General features: G+C 40.6%; 21 protein-coding genes and 2 pseudogenes. All 23 read right to left on the minus strand.

Annotated elements, in window-relative coordinates; all coding sequences use genetic code 11:
- Positions 1–63: 63 nt before the first annotated feature.
- Complete coding sequence (gene pnp, locus CEF22_RS11770) at positions 64–2187, minus strand: polyribonucleotide nucleotidyltransferase (RefSeq protein ID WP_100403033.1); 2124 nt, start codon at positions 2185–2187, stop codon at positions 64–66.
- A gap of 230 nt (positions 2188–2417) precedes the next feature.
- On the minus strand, positions 2418–2687 hold the full coding sequence (gene rpsO / locus CEF22_RS11775) for a 30S ribosomal protein S15 (protein ID WP_041100058.1): 270 nt from the start codon (positions 2685–2687) through the stop codon (positions 2418–2420).
- 175 nt (positions 2688–2862) lie between these two features.
- The gene (gene ribF / locus CEF22_RS11780; RefSeq protein ID WP_100403997.1) at positions 2863–3810 is read right to left on the minus strand and encodes a bifunctional riboflavin kinase/FAD synthetase; all 948 of its coding nucleotides are present in this window, start codon (positions 3808–3810) and stop codon (positions 2863–2865) included.
- 21 nt (positions 3811–3831) lie between these two features.
- Positions 3832–4740: a tRNA pseudouridine(55) synthase TruB gene (truB, locus tag CEF22_RS11785; protein ID WP_100403034.1), complete on the minus strand. Its 909-nt coding sequence runs from the start codon at positions 4738–4740 to the stop codon at positions 3832–3834.
- A gap of 116 nt (positions 4741–4856) precedes the next feature.
- Positions 4857–5201, minus strand: a complete 345-nt coding sequence (rbfA, locus tag CEF22_RS11790) for a 30S ribosome-binding factor RbfA (protein WP_095478641.1) — start codon at positions 5199–5201, stop codon at positions 4857–4859.
- A gap of 14 nt (positions 5202–5215) precedes the next feature.
- A complete protein-coding gene (locus tag CEF22_RS11795; RefSeq protein WP_095478640.1) occupies positions 5216–5494 on the minus strand; it encodes a DUF503 domain-containing protein in 279 nt (92 codons plus the stop codon).
- On the minus strand, positions 5491–7443 hold the full coding sequence (infB, locus tag CEF22_RS11800) for a translation initiation factor IF-2 (RefSeq protein ID WP_332849171.1): 1953 nt from the start codon (positions 7441–7443) through the stop codon (positions 5491–5493). Before infB ends, CEF22_RS11795 begins: the two co-directional genes overlap by 4 nt.
- Before the next feature lie 142 nt (positions 7444–7585).
- Positions 7586–7903 carry a YlxQ family RNA-binding protein gene (locus CEF22_RS11805; protein ID WP_100403998.1) on the minus strand — a complete coding sequence of 106 codons (318 nt, stop codon included), beginning with the start codon at positions 7901–7903 and terminating at the stop codon, positions 7586–7588.
- Positions 7904–7906: 3 nt separating this feature from the next.
- Positions 7907–8182 (minus strand): RNase P modulator RnpM, encoded by a 276-nt coding sequence (rnpM, locus tag CEF22_RS11810; protein WP_100403035.1) that lies wholly within the window; start codon positions 8180–8182, stop codon positions 7907–7909.
- Positions 8183–8195: 13 nt separating this feature from the next.
- Positions 8196–9314, minus strand: coding sequence for a transcription termination factor NusA (gene nusA / locus CEF22_RS11815; protein WP_095478639.1), 1119 nt, complete (start codon positions 9312–9314; stop codon positions 8196–8198).
- Between the two features lie 148 nt (positions 9315–9462).
- Positions 9463–9933 carry a ribosome maturation factor RimP gene (gene rimP / locus CEF22_RS11820; protein ID WP_094835604.1) on the minus strand — a complete coding sequence of 157 codons (471 nt, stop codon included), beginning with the start codon at positions 9931–9933 and terminating at the stop codon, positions 9463–9465.
- 162 nt (positions 9934–10095) lie between these two features.
- Positions 10096–10611: pseudogene (locus CEF22_RS11825) on the minus strand (helix-hairpin-helix domain-containing protein); the annotation flags it as partial.
- Positions 10612–10726: 115 nt separating this feature from the next.
- Positions 10727–12667, minus strand: coding sequence for a group II intron reverse transcriptase/maturase (gene ltrA / locus CEF22_RS11830; protein ID WP_100403036.1), 1941 nt, complete (start codon positions 12665–12667; stop codon positions 10727–10729).
- A gap of 748 nt (positions 12668–13415) precedes the next feature.
- Positions 13416–17222, minus strand: a pseudogene (locus tag CEF22_RS11835) (PolC-type DNA polymerase III); the annotation flags it as partial.
- A 130-nt stretch (positions 17223–17352) separates the two neighbouring features.
- Positions 17353–19062 (minus strand): proline--tRNA ligase, encoded by a 1710-nt coding sequence (locus tag CEF22_RS11840; protein ID WP_100403037.1) that lies wholly within the window; start codon positions 19060–19062, stop codon positions 17353–17355.
- 20 nt (positions 19063–19082) lie between these two features.
- Positions 19083–20342, minus strand: coding sequence for an RIP metalloprotease RseP (gene rseP / locus CEF22_RS11845; protein ID WP_100403038.1), 1260 nt, complete (start codon positions 20340–20342; stop codon positions 19083–19085).
- Between the two features lie 18 nt (positions 20343–20360).
- A complete protein-coding gene (dxr, locus tag CEF22_RS11850; RefSeq protein WP_100403999.1) occupies positions 20361–21503 on the minus strand; it encodes a 1-deoxy-D-xylulose-5-phosphate reductoisomerase in 1143 nt (380 codons plus the stop codon).
- A 25-nt stretch (positions 21504–21528) separates the two neighbouring features.
- Positions 21529–22320, minus strand: coding sequence for a phosphatidate cytidylyltransferase (locus CEF22_RS11855; RefSeq protein ID WP_095478635.1), 792 nt, complete (start codon positions 22318–22320; stop codon positions 21529–21531).
- 34 nt (positions 22321–22354) lie between these two features.
- On the minus strand, positions 22355–23134 hold the full coding sequence (locus CEF22_RS11860) for an isoprenyl transferase (protein WP_100403039.1): 780 nt from the start codon (positions 23132–23134) through the stop codon (positions 22355–22357).
- Positions 23135–23291: 157 nt separating this feature from the next.
- Positions 23292–23849, minus strand: coding sequence for a ribosome recycling factor (gene frr, locus CEF22_RS11865; protein WP_100403040.1), 558 nt, complete (start codon positions 23847–23849; stop codon positions 23292–23294).
- Positions 23849–24574, minus strand: a complete 726-nt coding sequence (gene pyrH, locus CEF22_RS11870; protein ID WP_094835611.1) for a UMP kinase — start codon at positions 24572–24574, stop codon at positions 23849–23851. The genes frr and pyrH overlap by 1 nt, the downstream gene beginning before the upstream one ends.
- A 128-nt stretch (positions 24575–24702) precedes the next feature.
- Positions 24703–25584, minus strand: a complete 882-nt coding sequence (gene tsf / locus CEF22_RS11875; RefSeq protein ID WP_095478632.1) for a translation elongation factor Ts — start codon at positions 25582–25584, stop codon at positions 24703–24705.
- A 142-nt stretch (positions 25585–25726) separates the two neighbouring features.
- Positions 25727–26458, minus strand: a complete 732-nt coding sequence (rpsB, locus tag CEF22_RS11880) for a 30S ribosomal protein S2 (protein ID WP_095478631.1) — start codon at positions 26456–26458, stop codon at positions 25727–25729.
- Positions 26459–26494: the final 36 nt, after the last annotated feature.

Raw genomic sequence — 26494 nt, forward strand, 5'->3', positions numbered from 1 at the left:
GATAGCTTTTTTAGGTATTGTAAAGTTCATGAGAGACAGACCCCATTATGACAAACTTTACTATTAAGATTCTTGCTGCTTTTCAGCTGCTTCTTTTTGCTCTTTTAATACCGCTTTACGAGAAATATTTACTCGTCCTTGGTCATCAATACTAATGACTTTCACCAGTATTTGATCTCCAAGAGAAAGAACATCTTCTACTTTGCGAACACGCTCTTCTGCTAATTCAGAAATATGAACGAGCCCATCTTTACCTGGGAATAATTCAACAAAGGCACCGAACTTCTCAATGCGCTTCACCGTTCCTAAATACATTTGGCCAACTACCGCCTCGCGAACGATATCTTCAATAATTTTCTTTGCTTCATTATTTTTCGCTGCGTCTGCAGAAGAAATGAAGATCATTCCATCTTGCTCGATATCAATTTTAACGCCTGTTTCATCGATGATTTTGTTGATTTGTTTTCCGCTTGGTCCAATAACATCACGGATCTTATCTGGATTAATTTTCATTGTTAAAATCTTCGGTGCATAGGCAGATAGTTCCTCACGCGGCTCGGAAATCGTCGCCATCATATGGTCTAAAATCTGCATCCGACCTGTTTTTGCTTGTTGCAATGCTTCTTCAAGAATTTCTCGGCTAAGTCCTTCAATCTTAATGTCCATTTGAAGCGCCGTTACTCCTTTAGATGTACCTGCAACTTTGAAGTCCATATCGCCTAAGTGGTCTTCTAGCCCTTGAATATCTGTTAAAACCGTATAATGTTCACCAGATTTCACTAGCCCCATCGCGATTCCAGCTACTGGAGCTTTAATTGGGACACCCGCATCCATCATTGCCATCGTACTTGCACAAATACTTGCTTGAGAAGAAGAACCGTTTGATTCTAATACTTCTGACACAAGACGAATCGTGTATGGGAAATCCTTTTCGCTAGGAACAATTGGTTCAAGCGCTCTCTCTCCTAAAGCACCATGTCCAATTTCACGACGACCAGGCGCACGAAGAGGACGAGTTTCACCGACACTGAAGGAAGGGAAATTGTAGTGATGCATAAAGCGTTTCGATTCTTCTACACCTAGACCATCTAAAATTTGTACATCGCCTAGAGCACCAAGTGTACAAATGCTTAATACTTGTGTTTGTCCACGCGTGAACATACCAGAACCATGCGTACGCGGTAAAATACCGATCGTTGAAGCAAGTGGACGAATTTCATCGATTTGGCGTCCATCTGGTCGCACTTTTTCAACCGTAATTAAGCGACGAACTTCTTCCTTCACAAGTTTATCTAGCATTTGACCAACTTGTTTCATCGTTTCATCATCGGCTTCTTCTTCAATGAACTTCTCTTTTACTGCGTTTTTCACTGCTGTGATCGCTTCTTCACGAGCATGCTTTTCTTGTACTTGAATCGCTTGAACCATCTCTTGCTCACAAAGAGCGCGAACTTTTTGCTCAATGTCTGTATCAATTTCGTATAGCTCTATTTCGATTTTTGCTTTGCCAATTGCTTGAACAATTTCCTCTTGGAAAGCAATCATTCGTTTAATTTCTTCATGCCCGAACATAATCGCTTCAAGCATCACTTCTTCAGGCACTTCATCCGCGCCAGCTTCAACCATGTTGATCGCATCTTTCGTACCAGCAACCGTTAAGTTCATGTCGCTGTGCTCCATTTGCTCAACGGATGGATTAACGATGAATTCCCCATCAATGCGACCTACTACAACACCAGCAATCGGCCCTTCAAATGGGATATCAGAAACGCTTAGTGCTAAAGAAGATCCAAACATCGCTGCCATTTCAGAGGAACAATCTTGATCCACACTCATGACGATACTAATAACTTGCACTTCATTACGGAATCCGTCTGCAAACAATGGACGAATTGGACGATCGATTAAACGACTAGCTAACGTCGCTTTTTCACTCGGACGACCTTCACGCTTAATGAATCCACCCGGAATTTTTCCTACCGCATATAAACGTTCTTCATAATTGACTGTCAACGGGAAAAAGTCTACTGCTTTTGCTTCTTTTGATGCTGTTGCTGTGCTTAGCACAACCGTATCTCCATAACGGATTAGTGCCGCTCCATTTGCTTGTTTAGCGACCTCGCCGATTTCTACAGTCAGCGTTCGGCCTGCCCATTCTATGGAAAATGTTTGTTTCCCTTGCTCCATAAATGAACCCCTCTCTATATCAATAAAAATGATGAATAATTTGCAATTCTACATAATAGCATAACATTCGTTGAATGCTCTGCAAAGGCATAACCTTTAAATTACTTATCTTATGTATTATTTACTGAAAACACATTCGTTAAGCATTTATTTTCAACACCAAATGTAATTAAATACCAAATGTTTTGAACGTAATAAAAAAGCGGGAAAAATCCCGCTTCTCGCATTGCTTATCGACGTAAGCCAAGTTTTTGAATTAGTTCACGGTAACGTTGAACGTCTTTGTTACGAAGGTATGTTAACAAGTTACGACGACGTCCTACCATTTTTAAAAGACCACGACGTGAATGATGATCTTTTTTGTGAGTACGTAAATGATCGTTTAGCGTGTTGATTTGCTCAGTAAGTACAGCGATTTGTACTTCTGGAGATCCAGTGTCACTCTCGTGTGTTTTAAATTGGTTAATGATTTCGTTCTTACGTTCTTGTGTTAATGCCATTTGTAATTCCTCCTTAAATTGTTAAATCCCCTGTTACTGAGCATGCGTCGGAGTGGCGCGATGCCAAGCAAAGGTTCAATTCATACGATTTCAATTATATCGGACATTCAATCAAAATGCAAGTTTTTTATTCCACGTTAATGGGTGTAAAACGCCCACTGATTGAAGTTTCACTTTATAATTGCTTAGCTAAGTAGTCGATAGCCATTTGTTTATCCTGTTCAATTTGCTGGACAAGCGCTTCAATGCCGTTAAATTTCTGCTCTCCTCGAATATGGATAAACCATTGAATGGTCGCTTCCTCTCCATAGATCGAATATTGAAAATCAAAAATATGTACTTCAATGGATAATGAAGGTTCATCTGGATTTTTAAAGGTTGGTCTGTATCCAACATTACAAACCCCATTATACCATCGATCTTTCACCTTGATCTTCACCGCATAAACGCCCGTTTTGGGAATGATAAAATCCCCACTTACTTCAATATTAGCGGTCGGAAAACCTATTTTTCTTCCTCGCTTATCTCCATGAATAACGGTCCCTCTCACTTCATATGGCCGACCAATTAATTGATGCACCATCTCCATTTGTCCATCTTCAAGAAGTGTCCTTATTCTCGTGGAACTCACCTTTTCTGCTTCATACTCCAATTTGTCAACCGTCGTAAAATCAAATTGGCCGCGAGAATGAAAATGAATCGTCTCCATCGTTCCCTTGCCTAATCTACCATACGTGTAGTCAAAACCAGCTACTACATGTACGACGTGTAAACCAATAATATAGTTGTCAATGAATTGCTGCGGTTCTAGAGCAGCAAAATCAGAAGTAAATCGCACGACAAATAAATAATCCACATCAAGCGATTCCATGACTTTCTTCTTTTCTTGTAATGGCGTAATATATTTAATTTGCTTATGCTTTCGACCTAACACAACAGAGGGATGCGGGTCGAAGGTCATGACTGCACTTTTGATGCCTAACTTTCGCGCTTTGTTTACGGCTGTTTGAATCACTTGTTGATGACCTTTATGCACACCGTCAAAAAAACCAAGAGCCATAACGAGCGGTGGTAAGTCTTCTCTTTGTAATTGATGAGGATGATGCAACATGATCATTTCCACTTTTTTCACCCTTCTTCCTGGTCAATCACCTAGTACTTTAACGGGCTTTATCTTTCCCGGTTTTGTCGGATGCAGACCATATATAGCTAATAAATGCCCACGAACAATAACAACAGCTTCTGTTTCTCCTGCCGGCCAATCATTTGGCCAATCAAGCACAGCGCCATTTTTCACTTTCTCTGCTAATGTATCACTTATCTCCCATTTCGGCAAATGTGAAACCCCTTTTTCAAGCGGGTGTAACCAACTTTCGACCTCGTTATTTTCTTGCTTCTCCTCTAGCTCCTTGAGAGTTAAACAATCCGCTTGAGTAAATCCACCGGATGAAGTTCTCACCAAATGTGACATGTGAGCAGGGTAACCTAATCTTTCTCCGATCATAACAGCAAGGGTACGGATATACGTTCCTTTCCCGCAAACTACTCTAATCGAAAAACGAATTGACTCGCCAGTAAACATTTCTCGATCATCAAGAAGTTCAATATCTTCAATGACGACTTTTCTAGAAGGACGTTCTACTTCTATTCCTTGCCGAGCATATTCATACAGTCGCTTTCCATTGACCTTTACAGCTGAGTACATCGGTGGAGTTTGAACGATCTCTCCTGTTAAAGATTGCAATACATGTAAAATCTCTTTTCTCGAAAATGATTCAGTGACTGCTTTTTGTTCCACCGTCTCGCCAGAAGCATCTTCTGTCGTTGTAGAATAACCGATCGTTACTTCAGCCACATACTCTTTCCCGGAATTCATAATATATTCAGATAACTTTGTTGCTCGACCGATGCAAATAGGCAGTACTCCCTCAACATCTGGATCAAGCGTGCCTGTATGCCCGACTTTTTTTGTGCGCAAAATTTTTCTAATGCGGAAGACGCAGTCATGAGAGGTCATCCCTTTTTCTTTCCAAAGTGGTAATATACCGTTCATCCTCGTTCTCTCCTTGTTCATTTTCTTCGTAAAAAAAGAGGTCTTAAGTCTCTTAATGAATGCCATATAGAAAAAGTCTATATGCATTCAAATGAAGAAACGAAAGACCCCTCACTTTATTGCTCGCTGTCAATTTCTCTTAGCAGAGCATCAATTCGATTTCCATAAGCAATCGATTCATCGAATTCGAATAGTAACTCTGGTGTTTTACGAAGACGGATTCTCTGTCCAACTTCAGAACGGATGAATCCTTTCGCTTTTGCAAGAGCTTTTAACGTTTCTTCCCGTTTTTGCTCATCGCCAAGGACCGTAATATAAACCGTCGCTTGTTGAAGGTCGCCAGTGACTTCTACATCTGTCACTGTAATAAAACCAATGCGAGGGTCCTTCACTTTACGATTTAAAATATCCGTTAGCTCTTTTTTCATTTGTTCTCCGACACGATTCGAACGAAGCGTCATCTTTGTTCACCTCTTTATAACCATTCATAAGATGTCACCAACCGCTCCCATTCAGGAAAAGAGTCTAGAAATTTTAGTGCATTTTCTAGTTCCCTCTCAGCTGCCTGTTTGGAGGAAGCGACGGTAACAATGGTAAGCTGCGTCCGTTGCCAAACGTCTTGATGGTTCGTTTCAGCAACAGACACATTTAATTTTTGCTTTAGGCGAGTGATTGTACGTTGAAGCACGGCCCGCTTTTCTTTTAAAGAATGGGACTCATGAATGACATATTCTACTTCAACGCAACCAATCATTTACGCTCAATTTCCTCTTCAATGAAGGCTTCAATAATGTCGCCTTCCTTCACATCATTAAAGTTTTTAATCGTGATTCCGCACTCATAACCTTGAGCAACTTCTTTCGCATCATCTTTGAAGCGTCTTAGTGCATCCACTTCCCCTTCAAAAATAACAATGCCATCACGAATTAAACGAACACCGCTATCGCGAGTGATTTTTCCTTCTGTTACATAAGATCCAGCAATGGTACCGACTTTCGATACTTTAAATGTTTGACGAACTTCGGCTTGACCGATGATTTTTTCTTGGAATTCTGGGTCAAGCATTCCTTTCATCGCCGCTTCAATTTCTTCGATCACTTTATAAATGATGCGGTGAAGACGTACATCTACTTCTTCCGCTTCCGCTGTACGTTTTGCATTCACATCTGGACGTACATTGAAACCAATAACAATCGCGTTAGAAGCTGAGGCCAAAATAACATCTGACTCAGTAATCGCTCCAACACCTGTATGAATGATTTTCACATTTACGCCTTCTACTTCAAGCTTTTGTAGGGCAGCAGCAACCGCTTCAAGCGACCCTTGAACGTCGGCTTTTAATACGATATTTAAATCTTTCATTTCACCTTGCTTCATATGTTCAAACAAGTTATCTAAGCTGACACGAGATTTCTCGCTACGTTGTGCTTGTAATGCCTCTTGAGCACGTGCTTCACCAATTTGGCGAGCTGTTTTCTCATCTTCAAACACGACGAAACGATCTCCAGCTAATGGTACATCATTTAATCCAGTAATTTCTACAGGTGTAGAAGGACCAGCTACTTTTACTCGGCGTCCTAGATCATTCACCATCGCACGTACACGACCGAATGTATTACCGACAACGATTGGGTCTCCTACATTTAACGTACCGTTTTGAACGAGCAACGTCGCAACAGAACCGCGGCCTTTATCAAGCTCAGCCTCGATCACTGTTCCAATGGCACGACGATCTGGATTCGCCTTCAGCTCTTCTACTTCAGCAACAAGTAGAATCATTTCAAGCAATGTGTCAATCCCTTCACCGTGTTTCGCTGATAGAGGAACGAAAATCGTTTCGCCGCCCCAAGCTTCCGGTACAAGACCATGCTCAGTCAATTCTTGCATTACGCGATCTGGATTTGCTGTTGGCTTATCGATTTTGTTGACAGCAACAATAATCGGTACTTCTGCCGCTTTCGCATGATTGATCGCTTCAATTGTTTGCGGCATAACTCCATCATCCGCTGCCACAACAAGGATCGTGATATCTGTAATTTTCGCTCCACGAGCACGCATCGTTGTAAATGCCGCATGTCCAGGTGTATCAAGGAACGTGATCTTTTTATCTTGCTCCTCAATTTGATACGCACCGATATGCTGAGTAATTCCGCCAGCTTCTCCTTCAGTGACCTTCGTGTTTCGAATAGAATCAAGAAGCGTTGTTTTCCCATGGTCAACGTGCCCCATGATCGTCACTACTGCTGGTCTTTCAATTGCTTTCCCTTCTTCATCGACTTCAAAATACACTTCTAGATCTGCTTTATCAATTAAAACTTCTTCTTCTACTTCCACACCATATTCACCAGCAATTAATTCAATCGCATCGCTGTCTAACTCTTGGTTAATCGTAGCCATAACACCTAACATGAACAGCTTTTTAATAATTTCAGACGGCTCACGATTTAATTTCTTTGCCAATTCCGTTACTGTTAATGACCCAGTAAATGTGATTTTTTCTGGTAATTCCTTCACTTTAGGTGGAGTCGGTACAGCAGGTTTGACGTTTTTCTGTTTATTACGCCCTTGATTCTTATTGTTCCCTTTTTGATGGGAATTTCTCTTATTACCTTGAGATTTTGCTCCCGGTTTCGGTTTTGATGTAGAACCTTTACCAGCACTTTGTGTATTATTTGTTTTTGATTGATTTAATGATTTATCCAATTTTTGTGTAGCCCCCTTGTCAATAACAGTCATTGATTAGAGACTTCTGCATTCAATTCTTTGAATTCATCAATGACCACTTTATTTGACACGTTTTTTTCTTTCGCGTATTCATGCACTCTTTTTTTAAGCTATTATATGTTCATCCTTGCGCATAATCATCAAGGAGGGAAGAAAGCTTTTTGGCAAAACCTGAATCAAGCACTGCTAAAACCACTCTAGCCTCTTTGCCAATTGCCTGACCTAGAACATATCGATCGTCTACCCATCTCACGGGCACTCGATAAAAACTTGCTTTATCTTGAATTTTCTTCTTTGTATTGGGTGAAGCATCCATTGAAAGCAAAATCAGCTTCGCCTGACCTCTTTGAATTTCCTTTACTGTCAATTCTTCACCAGAAATAATTTTCCTTGCACGGTTAGCTAATCCGAGTAATCCTACCCACTGAGGTTGCTTCATCAATTAATGATTCTCCTTTTCCACAAGAGACAACAATTCCTCGAAAATAGCATCCGGAACTTCTGCACTTAAATGTCGGGATAAGATTCCTCTTTTTTTCGCTAATTCAATAGCTTCTTTATCTTTAGATAAATAAGCTCCGCGCCCCGATTTTTTACCCGTTAAGTCAACAGATACGTCTCCTTCTTTCGAACGGACGATTCTTACCATTTCTTTTTTTGATTTCATTTCGCCTGTAGCTACGCATTTTCTTAATGGAACTTTTTTAGGATTAGCCATAGTTCTTCACCTCTTATTCAATTTCTTCGGAGGAAAAGTCATAAGCTTCTTCATCTACAGCTTGGATCGCGATGTCTTCTCGCGGATAAATTCCTGCTTCACGAGCATCTGATTCGCTCTTAATATCGATCTTCCAGTTCGTTAATTTTGCAGCTAAACGGGCATTTTGACCTCTTTTACCAATCGCAAGGGAAAGCTGATAATCCGGCACAACCACTGTTGTCGCTTTATTTTCTTCGTCCACTTGCACATCGACTACTTTCGACGGGCTTAAAGCGTTAGCAACAAAAACTACTGGGTCTTCTGACCATTTCACGATATCAATTTTTTCGCCTTTTAATTCGTTGACAATCGCCTGTACGCGATTTCCTTTTGGACCAACGCATGCGCCAACAGGATCAATTTCTGGATTTTCTGCATAAACGGAGATTTTTGAACGATCTCCTGCTTCACGTGAAACCGAACGAATCTCAACCGTACCATCAAAGATTTCTGGCACTTCAATCTCAAACAGGCGCTTTAATAGACCTGGATGCGTTCTTGAAACAAAGATTTGCGGTCCTTTTGTCGTTCTCTCTACTTTTGTAATAAAGACTTTAATGCGGTCATGTGGCTTATAGCTTTCATTCGGCATTTGTTCAGATAACGGTAATAAGGCTTCAATTTTGCCAAGGCTCACATAGATAAAACGAGAATCTTGACGTTGAACGATCCCAGTCATAATGTCTTCTTCGCGATCGATAAATTCGGAATAAATAATTCCTCTTTCTGCTTCACGCACACGCTGAGTGACTACTTGCTTCGCCGTTTGAGCGGCAATGCGACCAAAATCCTTTGGTGTTACTTCTAATTCTACAATATCGCCAATTTCATACGCTGGATTTACTTCTCTCGCATCTGCTTCTGAAATTTCTAAGCGACTATCAAACACTTCGTCTACCACTTCTTTACGTGCAAATACACGCATCGTACCTGTTGCTAAATTTAAATCCACGCGAACATTTTGCGCTTGATTAAAGTTGCGCTTATAGGCAGAAACAAGTGCTGCTTCAATTGCCTCAATGATCACATCTCTTTCAATTCCTTTTTCTTTCTCTAAGTACAAAAGAGCATCATATAATTCAGTGCTCATCGAACGTTCCGCCCCCTTAAATTAATTCAAACTACCCTTCATGGAAAGTTCCTCAGAAACAAGTTCCCTTTCACCATCATTGAAAAAGCCGACTCATTCGGCAAAAATGAGGCTAGGAACGATAAAAACCTCCACTTTCCTCTCTATCTTAAGAAAAGGAAACAGCAAGGCGTGCTTTTGCTACTTTCTCCATCGGGATTTCCACTTGTTTCTTCCTTGTTTTGACCATATATTCAACGGTCAATGACGCTTGGTCATAAGATAATAATGTGCCTTCAAAAGCTTTTTCACCATCAATCGCTTCATACGTTTTCACGTGCACTCTTTTGCCGATGGCTCTTTCGAAGTCTTTTGTTTTTTTCAGCGGTCTCTCCGCTCCTGGCGAAGATACCTCAAGGAAATAATTGTATGGGATAGGATCTTTCTCATCTAGCTGCTCGCTTAAGCGTTCACTGACGATGCCGCATTCCTCAATATCCACACCTGTTTCCTTGTCGATATAAATACGCAAAAACCAGTTTTTACCCTCTTTGACGTATTCAATATCGACTAATTCTAAATTTAAATCTTCTGTAATTGGTGTCACTAGCTCTTCTACAATTTCAATTACTTTACTCATATAATACCTCCTGGTTGACTAGCTTTCCGGACCAAGAAATGAAACTCTATACAAACACGAAAGAGTGGGGATGCCCCACTCTTTCACAGAGAGTTATCAATTAGTATTTCCATTAAAAATATACCACATCCATCGCATATATGCAACTAAGGTAGGTCAAGGCTAAAATAATGACAATTGATTTTGGTCAGGTAGTGAAGCAAGACAGCCGTGGTTATCTAAATACTCAATAATGGTTTTCGATACCTTGCCTCGTTGTTGTAAATCTTCCTTCGAGAGGAATTCGCCTTCTTCACGTGCTTTAACAATATTATAAGCAGCGTTCGTTCCTAAACCTGGAATCGAATTAAACGGTGGAATAAGAGATTGACCATCTATCACGAATTGATCGGCACTTGAGCGGTATAAATCCACTTTTTGAAAAGAAAATCCGCGCTCGCTCATTTCAAGAGCTAACTCTAAAACGGTAAGTAAGTTCTTTTCTTTCGGTGAAGCATCAAGTCCTTTCGCATTGATCTCCTCTAGCTTCGATTTAATAGCCGCCGAGCCTCTTACCATCGCTTCAATATCAAAATCCTCTGCGCGCACAGTAAAATAGGCAGCATAATAAAGCAGCGGCAAATGTACTTTAAAATAGGCAATCCGCACCGCCATTAATACATAGGCAGCGGCGTGAGGTAGCGATAGGTAATATTCCCCTCAGCCTTACCTGTTTGGGTTCAATTTTCCCCCGCTTCACACCGTACGTGAACCTTTCGATTCATACGGCGTTCCATCGAACAACAACCAGAAATTAATTCACTAATTTTTCCCGAAATGAAAGTATCTTTTTGATTTGTTTTTGTTTATAACCTAAGTTAAGAAGTTGTGATTCATCTAATGTGACATTGTGCAAGTGGTTATGGCATTTATGATGTAGTGACACAAGATTAGTTACCCTGTTTACCTGTTCAGCAGGCAATTCAGGATTTTCGTGATGTGTCTCAATCTCATAGGGGGCTATATCTTCCCCACATATTCTGCACTTACCCTTATCACGATTAAACGCGTAAGCTCTGTTAAGAAAGAATTCAAAATTATAGAGCTTCCTTCTACACTTACTTTTGTTTCTATTTCCAAGCAATCTTTTCGTAGCCATTGCGTCCGCTCCGAATATCCAATCAAGTCTATATAATCTTGGCTTTTTCCTTGTTCTCTTGAGGTGTAGCTCTCTTCCTCTCGGGGTAAAAGGCGTTTCCTCTTGATTAAACAATGCAGGGTCAACTCGTTTGATGAATGCAAGGTCTGTAACACCAATAATATGGTCTTTATATTTAACGGCAGGTAAAGCAGTGTTGTACTTAGCATGAAGCTCTGTTAGGTTAGTGCACTTATGGGCAGGAACCCAGTCGACGACTTTATTCTTGCCTCTTGCACTTTTAGCACCCAGCCTCCGCCGTATTGCTCTATATGCCGCCCATCTGACTCGATAATTATACTGTTTAAATATTTCTGAGCCCCAAGTGGTGACTTGATAATAGTTAACCAGTCCTCTTACCTTTGAATTGATGATATTGATGTCACTTATTAGGGTTTCAATGTCTTTGCACTTTTTGAGGAGCTTTATGTCCTTAAGAAGCTGCGCAACCTTCTTAGCCAGCTTTTCCTCATTCGGCTTCGACCTAGTAATGTACCCTTTTTCTGCATTTCCTCTCACAAGTTTATATTTGTAACCAAGAAAACTGATTGGTGTCGTCCTAATGTCGGTTATCTTTGTCTTTTCTAAGGATAATTGCAATTTTAACTCTTCTCTCAAGTATTTTTCATACCTGTATACGAGTTTTTCTGCATTTTCCTTCGTATTGGTCAGTACGACCCAGTCATCAGCATACCTCACGAGATAGGCTGTTTTTAACTTAAGACGAGGCTTACCTGATAATCCGCGCAATACAAGGCTTCTTTGACTAGAGCTGTAATTTTTCCTGAGAACTTTCTTCTCGTATTCTCTAGTAACAAAGTTGTCAAAAGGGGTGAGATATACGTTTGCTAAAAGAGGCGAAATAATTCCTCCTTGGGGAGTACCCAATTCGTTCTTCGTAATCTCTTCCATTACTCCCGCTTTTAACATCGCTCGTATCATCATTAGAACCCGTTTATCGGCAACACCGAAACCCCAAAGTATTTTCAACAGTTTATTGTGATTTACGTTGTCGAAGAATTTTGATATATCACCTTCAACCACCCAATGATGACCTGTTTTATGAGCAAGGAAACCAAGTCTGGCCAGGGCATTTTCAGTGCTTCTCCAAGGTCTGAACCCGTATGAATGCTCAAAGAAATGAGCTTCGCATATAGGTTCGATGACCGAACGGACACATTCCTGAACTATTCTATCTGCAATTGCAGGAATACCAAGTGGTCTTGTTTCACCGTTGTCTTTTGGAATATGCACACGCCTTACCATTTTGGGTTGATAGTTATCAAAACTCTTTTGGACTTGCTCAAGGACTTCCTTGAAATCCTTCTGAAGAACATTCATTCTTATCGTTTGTCCATCAACGCCAGGTGTCTCACTGCCTTTATTACCTTTGAGCTTGTGAATTGCTGTTAAAATTACGGCTTCACTTCTGGCTACTTCAATAATGCTTTGAAACTTAGGTTGTTTTTCCTCAGAAATAGCGGCTTTTGTTACCGCATATAAAGTATTTCTAAGGTTATGAAATTCCTCTTCCGATTTCGGTATGCTAAGTTTGATGGATGCTCTCCCCTTTCACAAGGATACTCGCATCTCGGTTATTTACTCTCAACGGAATTTCTTAGCTGTTAGTGAATATTGGTTGTCAACTTTCTCGGTGTCCGACTATGCCCCTTCGCTCCACTTCCATTACAGAAGCTTCCACACTACTACGGGCTGCCGCCAGGTACATTAAGAGAGTCATTTCCTACTCTCAGGGACTTCAGTTGGCCCCTGCCATCCATCCTGTACCCTTCACACGTTCCACATGAAATTATCCCTTCTTTAGTAGTAACCTTAGGTGTCCTCTCTGACCCGACATTTAGCTTAATCTAACAGGAGTTTATTGATTAAGCCGAACAACCTTTATGGTTGAACGCAGATATTCCCCCAAAAGATAGGTAATCCGCAAATGTTCCATCGCAAGCGATAGCCCCAGCTTCTCAACTGGGTTGTCCTTACGAGCCTTTCCATACGAGGATTCGTTGCCTCACCATAGTTACTTTTTGGGACCCCCGCCTTTACTCACGTCTACGTGTCACGCTTTTAAGACGAACCTTAGCGAGCTCTCTTACAGTTCAAGCCAGGAGGACCTTTCCTGCAAGTCGCGGTGCTCAGGGGGTTTCACCGTATCCTGTTACAGTAGGAGGGAATTTCACACCTCCGACTCATTTCATGTAGTTCTCATGTAGATTACTGTTTTAGTATCTACACAGGCTGGTCTTTATCCAACATTTCTGTTGAGGTTCAACCAACAACGTGTCGCACCTTTTGGAAACATGTATTTGATCTTTTTGCACGAATCAATATACCACTCTGGAACTTTTTTATTGCGCATTTCTTCTTCCATTTCCTCTGTTAGCCCTTTTCCTTTACGAACGGACTCCATAATTTTAAAGGCAAAGGCCGGATCAAGATCCTGGTAGATTAAATAAACCATAATATCATCACGACAGCCGATCACATCGCTCAGTTCACAAATACCGTTGTGAATCAATTCTTGCGCATTGCCGAGCCAAACATCTGTCCCGTGAGATAATCCCGAAATTTGTACGAGCTCGGAAAACGTCGTCGGTTTCGTATCTTCAAGCATTTGACGAACAAACCTCGTTCCGAATTCCGGTATTCCAAGCGTTCCTGTTTTACACATAATCTGTTCTTCTGTCACACCGAGTGATTCCGTTCCACTAAAGATTTTCATCACTTCAGGATCATCGGTAGGAATCGTTTTTGGATCAATTCCTGATAAATCCTGAAGCATCCGGATCACGGTCGGATCATCGTGTCCGAGAATATCGAGCTTCAATAAGTTGTCATGAATAGAATGGAAGTCAAAATGGGTCGTTTTCCATTCCGATTTATCACTATCGGCTGGGTATTGAATCGGCGAAAAATCATAAATGTCCATGTAATCAGGAACAACGATTATTCCCCCAGGATGCTGTCCTGTCGTCCGCTTTACTCCGGTACAGCCTTTCGCTAAACGATCAACTTCCGCTCCACGAATTTGCAAATTATTATCAGCAGCATATCCCTTCACATACCCAAAGGCTGTTTTATCAGCAACTGTACCGATTGTTCCCGCTCGATACACATTGTCTTCACCAAATAGCACTTTTGTATAGTTATGCGCTCTCGGTTGATACTCACCAGAGAAGTTTAAATCGATATCCGGGACTTTATCCCCTTTAAACCCAAGAAACGTTTCAAACGGGATATCATGACCGTCTTTTTTATATGGAATGGCGCAAGTTGGACACTCTTTATCAGGCAAGTCAAAGCCAGAACCGACAGAACCATCATTAAAGAACTCCGACTGCTTACATTTCGCACACACATAATGCGGTGGCAATGGATTAACTTCAGTAATTTCCATCATCGTGGCAACGAATGATGATCCTACTGAACCACGTGAACCAACAAGATAGCCATCTATCAGTGATTTTTTTACAAGTTTATGTGAAATCAAATAAATAACGGCAAAACCGTGCCCGATAATACTTTTTAACTCTTTTTCCAAACGAGCTTCTACGATTTCTGGAAGTTCCTCTCCATATATGCTACGCGCCATGTCGTAACTCATTTCACGCGTCTCATCATCTGCCCCTTCAATTTTAGGCGTATATAGATCATCCTTAATCGGCTTAATTTCATCTAAACGATCCGCAACTTTATTTGGATTAAGCACGACGACTTCTTTCGCTTTATCCTTGCCTAAAAAACTGAAAGCATCGAGCATTTCATTCGTTGTTCGAAAATGCACATCTGGCAATTGATGACGGTTGAGCGGATTCGCTCCCCCTTGAGAATTAACTAAAATTTTGCGATGAATCTTATCTGTAGGGTTTAAATAATGAACATTTCCTGTAGCACAAACAGGTAGATTCATCTTTTCACCGATCTCAACAATGTTAGAAAGAATGTCTTCGAGTGCATGATCATCACGAACGAGTTCAAGCTCCAATAAATGCGCATATACTTCTTTCGGGTGAATTTCTAAGTAATCGTAAAAAGCCGCTTTTTTCTCCGCTTCTTCGCTACCTTTTTGCATCATGCTTTCAAATACTTCACCTTTATCACAAGCTGAGCCAATGATCAAACCTTCCCGATATTTTTGTAACACCGACCGTGGAATTCGCGGCACACGATAAAAATAATTAATATGAGAAATCGATACCAACTTAAACAAATTTTTTAAGCCGACTTCATTTTGAGCAAGAATCGTACAATGATAAGGGCGCGCTCGCTTGTAAGCATCTCCTTCACCCATATGATCGTTAAATTGATCATGATACGTAATCTCTTTTTCAGCAGCATCCTGAAGCATTTTCAACATTAAATAACCGGTTGCTTCAGCATCATAAATCGCTCGGTGATGCTGAGTTAATTCGACATCAAATTTCTTGGCTAACGTATTTAAGCGATGATTTTTCATCGTAGGGTATAAAAATCGGGCTAATTCTAACGTATCAATGACCGGGTTCGTTGCTTTTTCAATATTGTATCGCTCATAACCAGCTTGCAAAAAGCCCATATCAAAGGAAGCGTTATGAGCGACTAAAATCGCATCCGCTGTCCACTCTTTAAACTTTTGTAATACCTCTTCTACTTCTGGCGCATTCTCCACTAAATCATCGGTAATTCCTGTTAAATTAATGGTTGTCGCAGATAATGGATGATGTGGATTGGCAAACGATTCAAATCGATCAATAATCTCTCCGTCCTTAATCTTAACACCCGCTAATTCGATAATCGTATCATACACAGCGGATAGTCCTGTGGTCTCTACGTCAAAGACGACATACGTTTCATCTGGTAAAAAACGATGAGCATCATGATAAGCAATCGGTACACCATCATCGACTAAATTCGCCTCAAGACCGTACAATATTTTAATCCCATTTTTCTTTCCGGCACTGTACGCTTCTGGAAAAGATTGAGCGACGGCATGATCGGTAATTGCGATCGCTTTATGGCCCCATTTACTTGCTTGGGCAACTAGTTCACTGACTGACGTCACCGCATCCATTTGACTCATTGGCGTATGCAAATGAAGCTCAACTCGCTTTTCATCTTCTGGCGCCATATCTTGACGAGTAACTGGAGGAATTTCATTAACGTCATTGGCAATCATCACGAGATCTCGAACAAATGTATCGTTCTGAACAGTTCCCCGTGCTCTTACCCACATCCCTTTTTTCACTCTACTGAAAAGCGCAGCGTCTTCCTTATCTCGAGAAAACATCTTTACTAACAAGGAATCAGTGTAATCAGTGATTTTAAAAGTAAGCAATGTTCGACCGCTGCGAAGCTCTTTTGTTTCCGCATCAAATACGTAACCTTCAATCGCAATCCGGCGTTCTTCATCTTGAATTTCTTCGAGCTTTTTAAATTCAGCATCGTCTTTGATTTTCAACCCAATCATCAATGGGCCATCAAATTCCTGCCCTTCCTCTCTCGCGCTTGCTTCTCGTTTTTGCATATCAACAACCGCTTGCATCGCTCGCTCAGCGTCTTCTTTTTGCTTCGCTTCTAAAAATTGCTGAAAAGCTTCATCTTTTTCCGCTTGACTCACTTCAACATCAAAAGCAAAAGAAGGGAAGCCATAATTTTGATAAGCCTGAATAACCCAGTCTCCATACTTATTTTTTAATGCCATTCCTTCTGCTTCATTATTGACTGCAACGACAAGCTTATTGCCTTTGATAGCAGGTAACTGTTTCGTTAGTAAAGCAAGCATTGGCGGCGAGATGCCTTCTAATTGCTTGATGCATAAGTTCCAGTATTGTCCGATCAATACATCTGACACTTCCGGATTTTTTGCTTTCACTGAAAATGTAACCGTGGCGATTTCTTTAAAAGCTTGCAATAGCTGATTCGCGAAAAGCTCCAACACTTGGCTAGGAACAATTTGCTCCACTAAAAACGAAAAATGCCATCTTCTCTGTTGGCGCTCGACGGTTAGCTTAGCAATTTCCGCTCCTTCAAAGTGCTTGACAATGGCATCGTCTGTTAAATGTAACTGTTGTAATAGTAATTGAAATCTTTGTCGCTTCCCTTGGGATTCTTCACTCATTTTTACGCCTCCCAAATTTTTTATAATCGGAAGAAAAAGGTACCTAAAGCAGGCACCTTTTTCTCTCCTTCACCAAAAACTTCTCGTTTATATCTGGAAGTTTGATAGCAAATTTCATCTCATATATACACTAAGCCAATGTACCGAACAACTCATCTAATGTAGCAACTAATTGTTCTTTAGCTACTTCCATCATTTCTCCTGTCGCTCGCACCTTCACTTCTACAATTCCTTCAGATGCCTTTTTACCGACTGTAATTCGAACTGGTAAACCAATTAAATCGCTATCAGCAAATTTAACACCTGGTCGCTCAGCGCGATCATCCATCAACACGTCAAAACGTTTTTCACGTAGTGAGCCATACAATTCTTCCGCTAATTCGCGTTGATGATCATCTTTCATATTAATTGGTACGAGATGCACATCATATGGAGTCAACGCTTTCGGCCAAACAAAGCCTTGCTCATCGTTAAATTGTTCAGCAACGGCTGCTAATGTACGTGATACACCAATGCCGTAACATCCCATAATCATCGGTTGAGTGCGTCCATTTTCATCTAAGTACGTCGCATTCATCGCTTCACTATAGCGAGTGCCTAATTTAAAGACATGACCGACTTCAATTCCTTTTGCAAATTTAATCGTACCTTGTCCATCCGGAGAGACATCTCCTTCTTGAATAAAGCGAAGGTCCGCATATTGATCGACTGCGAAATCTCTTTCTGTGTTCACATTAATATAGTGGAAACCTTCGTCATTCGCACCACACACCATATTTGTAATGGCTTGTACGGCATGATCCGCGATGACTTTCACATCCCCCTTCACATCGACAGGGCCAAGAGATCCAATGGAGCAGCCTAAAACTTCACTCACTTCTTCTGGAAGAGCTAGTTCTACTTGCTCAGCATTCAGTAAGTTTTTCAGCTTAATATCATTTACTTCATGGTCCCCTCTTGCAAGGATAAGTACGTATTCTTCATCTACTTTAAATAAAAGAGATTTAATACATTGTTCTGCTGATACATTCAATAAAGCAGAGACCTCTTCAATTGTTTTCGCATTAGGAGTAGCGATTTTTTCTCTCTCTTTTTCCGCTTCGTCGCTCTTTTCATACGTTGTCACAACTGGAGCCATTTCGATGTTCGCTGCATAATCAGACTGATCCGAATAAGCAATTGTGTCCTCTCCAATGTCGGATAACACCATAAATTCATGCGTATCTTTTCCACCCATCGCTCCAGAGTCGGCAATTACCGCTCGGAAATTCAAACCACATCGACGGAAAACATTGGAATACGCCGTAAATAAACGGTCATACACTTCATCTAAACTTTCCTGAGAAGCATGGAAAGAGTAGGCATCTTTCATCACAAACTCTCTTCCACGAAGCAAGCCAAAACGCGGGCGCTTTTCATCACGGAATTTTGTTTGAATTTGATATAGCGTTAACGGCAGACGCTTGTACGATTTGACTTCATCACGAACTAAGCTGGTGATGACCTCCTCATGAGTCGCCCCTAAAGCGAATTCACGATCATGACGATCTTTTAAGCGCATCAACTCTGGGCCATACGTATACCAACGGCCTGATTCTTGCCACAGCTCCGCTTGCTGTAAAGCAGGCATCAATAATTCAACCGCTCCAGCAGCGTCCATTTCTTCGCGGACAATCTCTTCCACTTTGCGCAATACTTTTTTGCCAAGCGGTAAGTAGCTATATACCCCACTCGCATTTTGTCTAATGAATCCAGCCTTTAATAATAACTGGTGATTTTTCACTTCTGCATCAGCAGGAGTTTCTCTTAATGTAGGAATTAACGTTTGGCTTTGTTTCATGACATACACCTCAGACTATATTATTGTAAAAAGAATCGTTGAATATCATTCCAAGTAACAACGATCATTAACAGCATTAATAATGCAAACCCGACGAAATGAACCATTCCTTCTTTATGGCGATCAATCGGTTTACCTCGGACAGCTTCAACTAAGAAGAATAACAATCTCCCACCATCAAGAGCTGGAAGTGGTAATAAATTCATGATCCCAAGGTTGATGCTTAATAGCCCGGCCCATCTCATTAAATTCATTATACCAGACTCGGCAACGGTCTCTGTAGAAACATAAATCCCAACTGGTCCTGAGAGCTTATCAATGGAAAATTGACCCGTTACTAGTTCACCAACCAGTTGAAAGATTTTTATCGTCCATTGGTATGTTTCTTTTGCTCCATACACAATGGAACCGAAGAAATCCTTTTCGACTGGACTGTAAACACCTATTACGCCCATTTCTTTTCCTTCAATTTCACGGACATCTGGTGTAACAGGAATTTGTAGCGTAGTTCCATTCCGATCCACGGTGAAGTCTAGTTCTGATTCCGGACTTTTCTGAATCAACACTACAATTTCTTCCCAGCTCGAAACCCCTTCACCATTGATGCTGATGATTTGATCTCCCTCGGCTAACCCTGCTTCTTGTGCAGCGCCGTCTGCTGTTAATTCGCCTAATTTGGCCTCGTTCGTTGGAATTCCTTGAATCCAAGCGATAATAACAAACACGAAGAAAGCTAAAATAAAGTTAAACAGCGGACCAGCAAAAATGGTCAATGCTCGTTGTCCGAGTGTTTTCGACGCAAACTGACGATCCCATGGAGAAATTTGTGTCTCAATTCCATCCTCGACAATAACAGCTTCCTGATGAATAGAGAAAGATTTCAACTCTTCTTCTCCATCCTCATAGCCGCGTATAAGTAGCTGATGTTCAAGATCCGCTTGCTCAACTTCAATGACACGAGCTCTCGGATAACGATCTTTTCCATTGATGATAATTTTAACAATTTCTTCTTGCTCATTACAGACAATACCGATTCGATGACCGGCTTTTAAATCGACCATTTCAGGGTCCTCACCAGCCATACGAACATAACCACCTAATGGCAAGAGACGGAGCGTATAAATCGTTTCTCCTTTTTTATGAGCAAATACTTTTGGCCCAAAACCGATCGCAAACTCTCGGCAAAGGATACCCGCTCGTTTGGCAAAAATAAAATGCCCTAGTTCGTGAAAAAAAACGAGCGCGCCAAATATAACAATAAACGCTATCACTGTGTTCAAATATATAACCACCTTTTTTTATAAAAGTGAATGGACGAAATCCCTTGCTTCTTGATCAGTGTGCTGAATCGTTTCTAAATCCGGATGTAAAATTTGCTTATGCTGCTCTAACGAACGCTCCACTAATTCATCAATTTGTAAAAATGAAATCTTTCCAGCAAGAAAAGCGGCGACTGCTGCTTCATTGGCTGCATTTAATACAGTTGGCATCGTGCCGCCAGCCTTACCAGCCTCATAAGCTAACGCTAGCATTCGAAAGCGTTCCAGATCCATTTTCTCAAAATGGAGTTTCCCTATCTCTACTAAGTCTAAGCGTTTAGACCCTGGTTGCACGAATCGATCGGGATACGTTAAGGCATATTGAATAGGTACTCGCATATCCGGTGTTCCTAATTGAGCGATCACTGAGCTATCATGGAATTCGACCATCGAATGAATCATACTTTCACGATGTAAAATAACATCTATTTGCTCGTATGGCAAATGAAACAACCAATGAGCTTCAATCACTTCTAGACCTTTATTCATCATCGTCGCCGAATCGATGGTGATTTTTGCCCCCATTGACCAGTTCGGATGATTGAGTGCCTCTTTCACAGTCACATCTTTCAATTCTTCTCGAGAGCGATCGCGAAAGCTCCCTCCAGATGCCGTCAAGATTAAACGCTCAATATTTTTTGATTGCTCGCCTTGTAAGCATTGGAAAATAGCCGAGTGCTCACTATCGACAGGCAATAAACTGACATGATGCTTTTGTGCAGCTTCCATCACTAAATGCCCAGCCGTCACTAATGTTTCTTTGTTCGCGATTGCAATCGTCTTACCTGCTTCAATCGCTTGCACCGTGGGGAACAAACCGACACTGCCAAGCACAGCATTGACCAATATCTCTGCTTTAGGATAGACAGCTACTTCCACCAAGCCTTCTTTTCCATACTTGATGTTTAAGAAGGGAAATTCCGCTTGTAAACGCAAAGCATCGTCCTTTTCCTGAACAGACACTAACTCTGGTTGAAACGTGTGGATGATTTTTCTTGTTTCCTCGATATTTCTCCCAGCAGAAAAAGCAACAAGCATAAAATCGTCGCTATGATGCTTAATCACATCAAGTGTTTGTTGTCCAATCGAGCCCGTCGCTCCCAATAGACTAATCTTCTTCAAACCCATTCAACTCCTCAACCAAACTCTAACTAACAATTTGTAAAATATGGATAAGCGGGAACACAAACAACCAACTATCGACACGATCTAAAATTCCTCCATGTCCAGGTAAAATCGTCCCTGAATCCTTCACACCAAAATGACGTTTTAAAGCCGATTCAACAAGATCACCCATCTGGCCAAACGCCGACAGCACGACCGTACCGATCAATAGCTGTACTAATGCCGTATTCATATCGGCAAAGAAATAAAATAATAAGGCAACGACAATAGCTGAAAAAATGCCTCCTAAAGAACCTTCGATCGTTTTTTTCGGGCTAATGTCTGGCCACAATTTGTTCTTTCCAAAGGAACGCCCAATGAAATAGGCTCCCGAATCGGTTGCCCATGTAATAAATAAAGCGAAGAAGACAAACACGATGCCCGCCTCTCTGGTTTCCATAAAATAATAAAAACCAAAGCCGATATATAATACGGAAAGGACACAAAAGCTGGCATCTTCAAACGTAAAACGATTTTTAGACATGACCATGTAGACTAACAACAACAGAACCATTAGCAACATCAACTGCAATTTGTCATAGCCTGCCTGCTCGATGACACCGCTCATCTTATTAGGAATTAATAAAATGGTCAACATAATTATTGACAAAATTCCTGGTATAGAAGCTAACGAGATCTTTTTCATTCTTAATGCTTCTCCAAGCCCTATTACGGCCATCAAAAAGGCCAGTAGTAAAAATGGCCAGCCGCCATAAAGGACAATTGGTAAAAAAACGGCTGCAGCAATGACAGCTGTTATAATACGTTGTTTCATTTTATAAACTCCTAACTTTCATCGAAATTCAAATTTATGATTGCAAGCCGCCAAATCGACGAGACCGTCGCTGATAGGCCTCAACGGCTTCTAACAAGTGGTTTTCATTAAAATCTGGCCATAGCACATCAGAAAACCAAAACTCGGTGTAAGCGAGCTGCCAAAGCATAAAATTACTCAAGCGTATTTCTCCACTTGTTCGAATCAGTAAGTCTGGGTCGTTTAAATGCTTCGTCATTAAATAGCGGGAAAAGACTTCTTCTTTTAAGTCATCTTCTTTTAGTATACCATTTTTTGCATCATGCATAATAGCTTTCACGGCATCTAATATCTCCGCTCTACTCCCATAGTTCAAAGCAAAGTTTAAAATGAGTCCATCATTATGTTCAGTCTCTTTTCTCGCCTTGTCGACTGCACGTAATGTATGCGCGGGAACTTGTTCTCGATCCCCCATCATTTCTACCCGAACGTTTTCCTCAATTAATTCAGGTAAAAATGTGCCCAGAAACTCTTCTGGCAGCTTCATCAAAAAATCCACTTCTAGCTTAGGACGCTTCCAATTTTCCGTAGAAAAAGCATATAAAGTTAACGTTTTCACTCCTAGACGATTAGCTAATTTCGTGATTTTTCTAACGGTTTTCATCCCTTCATGATGACCAGCCACTCTAGGAAGAGCCCTTTTCTTCGCCCACCTTCCATTTCCATCCATAATAATGGCGATATGTTCTGGAACCGACTCTTTTTTGATTTGTTCAATCTTATCTTCAGTATGATGGACTCGATTGCTTCCCCACAACTTCTTTTTGTTGATCATAAAATATCCTCCAAAATGTAACCTCATCAATATAATTAAAAACACTACCTATTATAATACCAAAATCTCTCGATGATTACTTTGTAGAATTTTATGTATTTGATTTTTCTTCGTAAAAATAAGAAAACCCCCTTACAAAGAAGAGGGTTTATAATCGTTAAACTTCCATGATTTCTTTTTCTTTGTCTTTGGCAATTTCATCAATTTTCGTAATAAATTGATCGGTTTGCTTTTGAACATCTTCTGTATGTCCACGAAGAGCATCTTCTGTAATGTCGCCTGCTTTTTCAAGTTTTTTAAGATCTTCATTTGCATCACGACGAACATTTCGAATCGCGACTTTCGCATCTTCCGCTTCTTTCTTCACTAACTTCGCAAGTTCTTTACGGCGTTCTTCTGTTAGAGCTGGGAAAGCAAGACGGATCACAGAACCATCATTCGATGGATTTAGTCCTAAATCAGATTTTAAAATGGCTTTTTCAATATCACCTAAAGCCGTTTTATCGTAAGGTTGAATAACTAAAAGTCTTGCTTCTGGTACAGAAACAGAGGCAAGTTGATTAACTGGTGTTGGTGCTCCGTAGTATTCTACTGTCACACGATCCAATAATGAAGCACTTGCACGCCCCGCACGAATTGAAGCTAACTCTCTTGTGAAAGCTTGAATCGCTTTTGTCATTTTATCATTTAATTGTTCCATTACTTTAGTTGGCATTATTCTTTCCCCCTAACAATTGTTCCAATATTATCTCCCATGACAACACGTTTAATATTTCCACTTTCCATTACAGAGAATACAATTAATGGGATGTCGTTATCCATACATAAAGAAGAAGCTGTTGAATCCATGACAGCTAAACCTTCTTTTAACACATCTAAATAGGAAAGCTCGTTATATTTGACTGCATCTTTATCAACGCGCGGGTCCGCAGAATAGACACCGTCTACATTATTTTTCGCCATTAAAATGACTTCTGCTTCAATTTCAGCTGCTCTTAGTGCAGCCGTTGTATCTGTAGAGAAGTAAGGGTTTCCTGTACCTGCTGCAAAAATAACGACGCGTTTCTTTTCTAAATGACGAATCGCACGACGACGAATATAAGGTTCGGCAACTTGACGCATTTCAATGGATGTTTGAACACGAGTTTCAATACCTAGTTGTTCTAAACTATCTTGTAAAGCCATTGAATTCATTACTGTTGCTAGCATGCCCATGTAATCAGCTGTGGCACGATCCATGCCCATTTCACTGCCAATTTTGCCTCTCCAAATGTTTCCGCCACCAACGACAACCGCTACTTCCACATCTAATTCTGCAATTTCTTTTACTTGTTCTGCAATGGATTTAATGACTTTAGGGTTAATACCAAATCCAGCATCTCCCGCCAATGCCTCTCCACTAAGCTTTAATACAACACGTTTATATTTTGGAACACTCATGTAGACCTCCATATGTAATGGTTTTAATTACGATTTTGCCGAAACTTCTATATGAAATCCCTCACCAACAAGCGGTAAGGGATTTCCAATTTTCCATACATTCTTTCCGATGAAGCAATAGTAAGGAATTATTTTTTTACTTGGCTCATTACTTCTTCAGCAAAGTTATCTTGACGCTTTTCGATTCCTTCACCAACAGCATAACGAACAAGCGCTTTTACTGTTCCACCTTTAGATGCTACAAATTGACCAACTTTTTGATCAGGATTTTTAACGAATGCTTGATCGACTAAGCAAATATCTTCGAAGAATTTGCTGATGCGTCCTTCAACCATTTTCGCAACGATGTTTTCTGGCTTGCCTTCGTTTAATGCTTGTTGAGTTAATACTTCACGCTCACGCTCTACTTCTTCTTGAGATACAGAATCACGTGAAATGTATTTTGGATTTAAAGCAGCTGCATGCATTGCTACGTCTTTTGCTGCTTCTTCATCTGTTGTACCTTCTACAAGTGTTAATACGCCGATACGTCCACCCATGTGAAGGTAAGCACCAAATGCATCATTGTCGCCTTTTGCTACTACTTCAAAACGACGTAATGTTAATTTCTCACCAATTTTAGCTACTGCTTCATTGATGTGCTCAGCAACTGTTTGACCATTGCTCATTGTTTGCTCATGCGCCTCTTCAATAGAAGCTGGTTTGTTTGCTAATAAATGGTCTGCTAATTCTTTTACAAGCTGTTGGAAGCCTTCGTTTTTCGCAACGAAATCTGTTTCAGAGTTTACTTCTAAAATCACAGCTTCGTTACCTTCAGCCTTGATGAAAGTCGTACCTTCAGCAGCGATACGATCCGCTTTTTTAGCTGCTTTAGCGATTCCTTTTTCACGAAGGAAGTCAATCGCTTTCTCCATATCACCGTTTGTTTCTGTTAAAGCTTTTTTACAGTCCATCATGCCTGCGCCTGTTTTTTCACGAAGTTCTTTTACCATTTGTGCAGTAACTGCCATAAGTATTCTTCCTCCTTTAATTGTATGTAACTATCAAATATATGATTAGCACAGAAAAGCTGACTATACAACTTTTCTGGCTTTTTCTCTTTAAAAAAAGGTGATAAGGGACTTTCGTCTTATCACCTTTTCATCAAGACTATTACTCAGCAGTAGCTACTTCTTCAGTCGCAGCAACTTCAACTGTTTCTTCGCCTTGTTTCGCTTCTAAAATCGCATCTGCCATTTTTCCAGTTAAAAGTTTAACTGCGCGAATCGCATCATCGTTCGCTGGAATTACATAATCGATTTCATCCGGATCACAGTTTGTATCAACAATACCTACGATTGGGATGTGTAATTTACGAGCTTCAGCAACCGCAATACGCTCTTTACGTGGGTCGATGATGAATAACGCATCTGGAAGATCTTTCATATCTCTAATTCCGCCTAAGAATTTCACTAAGCGCTCATGTTCTTTTTTCAGTTGAACTACTTCTTTTTTAGGAAGAACTTCGAAAGTTCCGTCTTCTTCCATTTTCTCAATGTTTTTCAAACGTTGTACACGTTTTTGAATTGTAGAGAAGTTTGTTAATGTACCACCTAACCAACGTTGGTTAACAAAGTACATACCAGAACGTTCTGCTTCTTCTTTCACAGACTCTTGAGCTTGTTTTTTCGTACCAACGAAAAGAACTTTCCCGCCGTCTTCAGCTAATTCTTTTACGAATTTATAAGCTTCTTCGACTTTACGAACTGTTTTTTGAAGATCGATAATGTAGATCCCGTTACGCTCTTGGAAAATGTATTTTTTCATTTTTGGGTTCCAACGGCGTGTTTGGTGTCCGAAGTGTACACCAGCTTCAAGCAATTGTTTCATTGAAATGACTGACATATTTTGTTCCTCCTAATGGTTTTGATTTTCCTCCGC

It is taken from the genome of Bacillus sp. FJAT-42315, assembly GCF_002797375.1.
Taxonomy (GTDB): Bacteria; Bacillota; Bacilli; order Bacillales; family Domibacillaceae; genus Bacillus_CE.